Origin of the sequence: Edaphobacter sp. (genome assembly GCF_035532915.1) — a bacterium.
GTDB lineage: Bacteria > Acidobacteriota > Terriglobia > Terriglobales > Acidobacteriaceae > Edaphobacter.
Genome location: NZ_DATKQC010000468.1, coordinates 1 through 4,535 on the forward strand (window position 1 = coordinate 1; position 4,535 = coordinate 4,535).

Consider the following 4,535-nt stretch of genomic DNA (forward strand, 5'->3'; position numbering starts at 1 on the left):
AGCCGGAACCTCTATATGGATATCGATTCGATCCAGCAGCGGCCCCGAGACCTTGGAGACATAGCGCTGGATCATCGGCGGCGTGCACATGCACTCCCGCGATTTGTCGTTGAAGTAGCCGCAGGGACACGGATTCATCGCAGCCGCCAGCATGAACCGCGCCGGAAAGCTCAAACTCATCGCCGCCCGGGCGATCGTCACCGTTCCATCTTCCAGAGGCTGGCGCAGCACCTCCAGAACGTTTCGGGGAAACTCCGGCAGCTCATCCAGAAACAGCAGACCGTTATGTGCCAGCGAGACCTCACCAGGCCGCGGAATCATTCCTCCGCCAATCAACCCTGCGTCCGAGATGGTATGGTGAGGCGACCGAAACGGCCGGTGCGTCACCAGCCCCTGCTCCGCATCCAGCACCCCCGCAACCGAGTGGATCTTGGTCGTCTCCAACGCCTCTTCAAACCGCAGCGGCGCAAGGATCGAAGGCAGCCGCTTGGCCAGCATCGTCTTGCCTGACCCCGGCGGCCCGATCATTAATATGTTGTGTCCACCGGCAGCCGCCACCTCCAGCGCCCGTTTCGCCACATGCTGGCCGCGCACGTCTTTGAAGTCGAACGGAAAGTGCTGCATCTCGTTCAGTAGATCGGCTGTCTCTACCTTCAAAGGAACCGCCGTCATCGTGCCAAAGGACGCCGAGTTCAGCAGTTCCCTCACCTCCAGCAGGCTCTTCACCGGATAGACGTTCACTCCCTTTACCACCGCCGCTTCACGTGCATTGCTCGCCGGAATAATCAGGTTCGGAATCCCCTGGGCGCGGGCCGCAACGGCGATCGGCAACATTCCCTGCACCGCGCGCAGGCTGCCGTCCAGCCCCAGCTCGCCGACCAGCAGAAAGTCGCTGATGTCCTTGGTATGCAACGCACCATATGCGCCCAGTATCCCAATCGCGATCGGAAGGTCGAACCCCGACCCTTCCTTCTTCAGGTCTGCGGGAGCGAGGTTGATCGTGATTCGCGTCGGCGGAATATCGAACCCGGAGTTCTTGATCGCCGACCGCACCCGGTCGCGACTCTCCCGCACCGCAGCGTCCGGTAGTCCCACCGTGTTGAACTGTTCCTTGTCCAACTTGACGCCCGAAAAATCGACCTCGACATCGATGACGTGCGCATCGATTCCATACACAGCTGCACTGCGAACTTTAAAAAGCATGGGTGAGCCCGGTCAATCCTTGAGTCTGTGAATTTTGGTTAACGATAGCGTTCTCCCTTGATAGACAGCACGGCAGATTTTCTACAGCACTCGACAGCTTCATTCAGGGAAGACGAAAAACAAGGCCCGCGCCGACAGTAACGAGGCTTGAAGCGGGAGCATTGGTGCCTCCGTTAACTCCCGACATTCTGCCATACCCAACCTCTGCGACACGAAGATCGATGCGTGGAAGGACAGTTAGATCGACTCCCCCGAGAACCTCATACTGAAACTTGGTGCTGTAATTCGTGTCAGGGAAGTTTGCCGTGCCATCGGCCTTTGCCCCGCCGGCGCCAATTGAAAACTGAGCGTACGGTTTGATGGGCAAAATCGGCGGCTTGGCCGAAAGCCGCAACCCAACGAGGCCGCTTCTATATTTCTCATGGCTCCCAAACAGAAAATTACCGCGCAGATCGACACCTGCAGCCAGTGGGCCGAGGTGAACGAAATCGTAGTAAGCACCTATGCTGGGACCGTAGAACCATGTCGCTTGGTGGTTGCTGTTGTCAGAAAGATGGGTAGCATCGAAGGTGCCATAAATGGCAACTTGGGCTCGAGCTGCTGCACTGGACAAGGCAATGAAAAAAAGTACAGCCAGATGACGTAGCTTCATTAAAGTCCTATTAAACGAGTTGTCGCTACGATAACTGGTGGCAACTACGTAATACAAGAGATAAATACGTGCGACCTATGCCATAAGCGCCGCGCCATCAACCGTCGAGGCAGCTAATTGCGCGCCAATCCGAAATCAAAAGTAGGCGGCACGAAAAAAAGATCCCGCGGCAAAAGCATGTTGCGGTCTGGATCCCCTGATAGAGACCTCACCGAAGTTGCATCCACGCTGCTTCAGCTTGCAATGAATTAAATTGGACAACTCCTGCTCGCCTTCTCGCTGCATATCGTCCAGGACGATGACAAAGCTGTCCGCAAGATTATTTTCAATCACCTCCATTGCGCCCAATCGATTGAACGTCGTCTCTTTTTTGTGAGCAGGAGGACCATCGACCAGCACAAAATCGTAGAGGACCGAAGAATCGAAGTACTCTCCGCCATAGTAGCTAATCTTATGGCCCTCAATCGTCTTCGGCACAAGATCAGTCGCAATGACAGTGTGGTTCACCTTTGCCCGGACGATATCTGCCCATAGCACGTCATGCTCGACCGTTGTGATGGTCGCTTCCTTCCTCAGCCGATCGTTGAGCTGGCTCATCAAGACACTTGACTGCCCAGCGCCAAATTCAATCGCATTGCGTATCGGGAATTCCAGAAAGCACCGTGTAACAAAGTACAGCAAGCTATAGTTCGCCGCCGATCCCACAGGGTAGTACAAATCGTCCAACTGCAGCTTAGCTATATCTCGCACAAATAAATCACGATAGACAACCTCCATCGCTGGCCTGGTTGTATGTGCCTGCCACATCAGAGAGCTAAGAACATCCAGTCGGTGATGGACTTTTTGAAAAAGGTTCATGCCTGCCTCCAGGTGGTCGATTTACGAACCCACCGGAACTCTTCAAAGCAGCGACCCACCATTACTACCAGACAAGTTGCTGCATCGTGTCACAAAATCGAGAGCCGATGCCTCAAACGCAAAGTCACGTCAAAGCCGATACGCAAGTAATTGCACTTCCAAACGCACCGGGCCGCCACATCTCGCGCCTACAATAAGGTCACGGTGAATACCAGCCTCTTCGAGCTCTTCAAGATCGGCATCGGCCCCTCCAGTTCACACACGGTCGGCCCCATGCGTGCCGCTCTCCGCTTCGCCCGCTCGCTCGAAGCTACAGGATTGCTCGAACACACCGGCTCAATCCATGTCGATCTCTACGGCTCACTTGCACTCACCGGCCTCGGCCACGGCACCGACCGCGCCATCCTGCTCGGCCTCCTCGGCGAAGCACCCGACACCGTCGATCCCGCTCTCATCGACATCGAGCTCGCCGCCATCCGCACCACCGGCACCCTCTACCTCCTCGATCTCCACGAGATCCCCTTCACTGAGAGCCAGCACCTCCTCTTCCACCGCGATCAGATGTACCCCAACCCCGCCGTACCTACCCATCCCAACGGAATGCGCTTCTCCGCCTTCGACGGCGCAGGCACCCTTCTCGCCGAAGACATCTTCTACTCCATCGGCGGCGGCTTCATCCTCTCCGGCAGCGAGTTCGAAGCCCAGCGCACTGCGTCGAGCGCCACCACGCGCACCGTTCCCTATCCCTTCCGCAGCGCAGATGAGCTTCTCTCTACCGCTGCCGCTCACAACCTCACCATCGCGCAGCTCATGCTCGCCAACGAAGTCGCGCTCCTCTCCGACTCCAGCATCGCCATCAACCGTCCGCCCTCCGCAGACCCCTTGCACAGCGAAGCCACTCCCGAACAACAGATCAAAGCCAGCATCCTCACCCTCTGGCACACCATGCAATCCTGCACCGCTCGCGGCATCGCCACCGAAGGCATCCTTCCCGGAGGCCTCAACGTTCGTCGCCGCGCTCCGCGCCTCGTCCACCGACTTGAAACCGACGACTCCAAGGACCCGCTCGCCCCGCTCGACTGGGTCACGGTCTACGCCATGGCCGTCAACGAGGAGAACGCTGCAGGCGGCAGAGTCGTCACCGCGCCCACCAACGGAGCCGCTGGAGTCATCCCCGCCATCGCCCACTACTACATGCGCTTCACCGATGGAGCAAATGAAGAAGGCCTTATCCGCTACTTCCTCACCGCCGCTGCCATTGGCATCCTCTACAAAGAAAACGCCAGCATCTCCGGAGCCGAAGTCGGCTGCCAGGGCGAAGTCGGCGTAGCCTGCTCGATGGCTGCAGGGGGTCTGGTCGCAGCGCTCAACGGAACCAACGCGCAGATCGAACACGCCGCCGAGATCGCCATGGAACATAATCTCGGCATGACCTGCGACCCCATCGGCGGTCTCGTGCAGATCCCCTGCATCGAGCGCAACGGCATGGGCGCAGTCAAGGCCATCAACGCCTGCCGCATGGCCATGCACGAGACCGGCGGCCACAAACTCTCCCTCGACCAGGTCATCGCCACCATGTACCAGACCGGCCTCGACATGCAATCCCGCTACAAAGAAACCTCGCTCGCCGGACTAGCCTTGAACATCATCGAGTGCTGAAAGTCTTTCAGTCAGCTTTTGACTCACCGCTCCACCGCCAAAGCCACTGAGTTCCCTCCACCCAGGCAAAGCGCCGCCACACCCTTCTTCACATCCCGCCGGATCATCTCGTGGATGAGCGTCACCAGCACCCTCGCCCCGCTCGCTCCAATCGGATGCCCGA

At 58.0% G+C, this 4,535-nt stretch carries 4 protein-coding genes and 1 pseudogene; 1 reads left to right on the forward strand and 4 read right to left on the reverse strand.

Features of this window, described 5'->3' with window-relative positions; translation table 11 throughout:
* The 3 genes from VMU57_RS21835 to VMU57_RS21845 form a co-directional block, all read right to left on the reverse strand.
* Window positions 1–1,203: YifB family Mg chelatase-like AAA ATPase (locus VMU57_RS21835; RefSeq protein WP_325387305.1), on the reverse strand; the 1,203-nt coding region annotated here is incomplete at its 3' end.
* A gap of 103 nt (window positions 1,204–1,306) precedes the next feature.
* Window positions 1,307–1,855 carry a hypothetical protein gene (locus tag VMU57_RS21840; protein WP_325387307.1) on the reverse strand — a complete coding sequence of 183 codons (549 nt, stop codon included), beginning with the start codon at window positions 1,853–1,855 and terminating at the stop codon, window positions 1,307–1,309.
* Window positions 1,856–1,990: 135 nt separating this feature from the next.
* Window positions 1,991–2,713 carry a hypothetical protein gene (locus VMU57_RS21845; protein WP_325387309.1) on the reverse strand — a complete coding sequence of 241 codons (723 nt, stop codon included), beginning with the start codon at window positions 2,711–2,713 and terminating at the stop codon, window positions 1,991–1,993.
* Between the two features lie 204 nt (window positions 2,714–2,917).
* On the opposite strand from VMU57_RS21845, the gene VMU57_RS21850 reads away from it, so the two are divergent.
* Window positions 2,918–4,372 (forward strand): L-serine ammonia-lyase, encoded by a 1,455-nt coding sequence (locus tag VMU57_RS21850; protein ID WP_325387311.1) that lies wholly within the window; start codon window positions 2,918–2,920, stop codon window positions 4,370–4,372.
* Between the two features lie 23 nt (window positions 4,373–4,395).
* On the opposite strand, the pseudogene VMU57_RS21855 reads toward VMU57_RS21850, so the two are convergent.
* Window positions 4,396–4,535: pseudogene (locus VMU57_RS21855) on the reverse strand (acetyl-CoA C-acyltransferase); the annotation flags it as partial.

Coding starts and splice junctions, on each gene's coding strand:
- VMU57_RS21840 (WP_325387307.1), bottom strand. CDS start 1,855: ATGAAGCTACGTCATCTGGCTGTACTTTTTTTCATTGCCTTGTCCAGT.
- VMU57_RS21845 (WP_325387309.1), bottom strand. CDS start 2,713: ATGAACCTTTTTCAAAAAGTCCATCACCGACTGGATGTTCTTAGCTCT.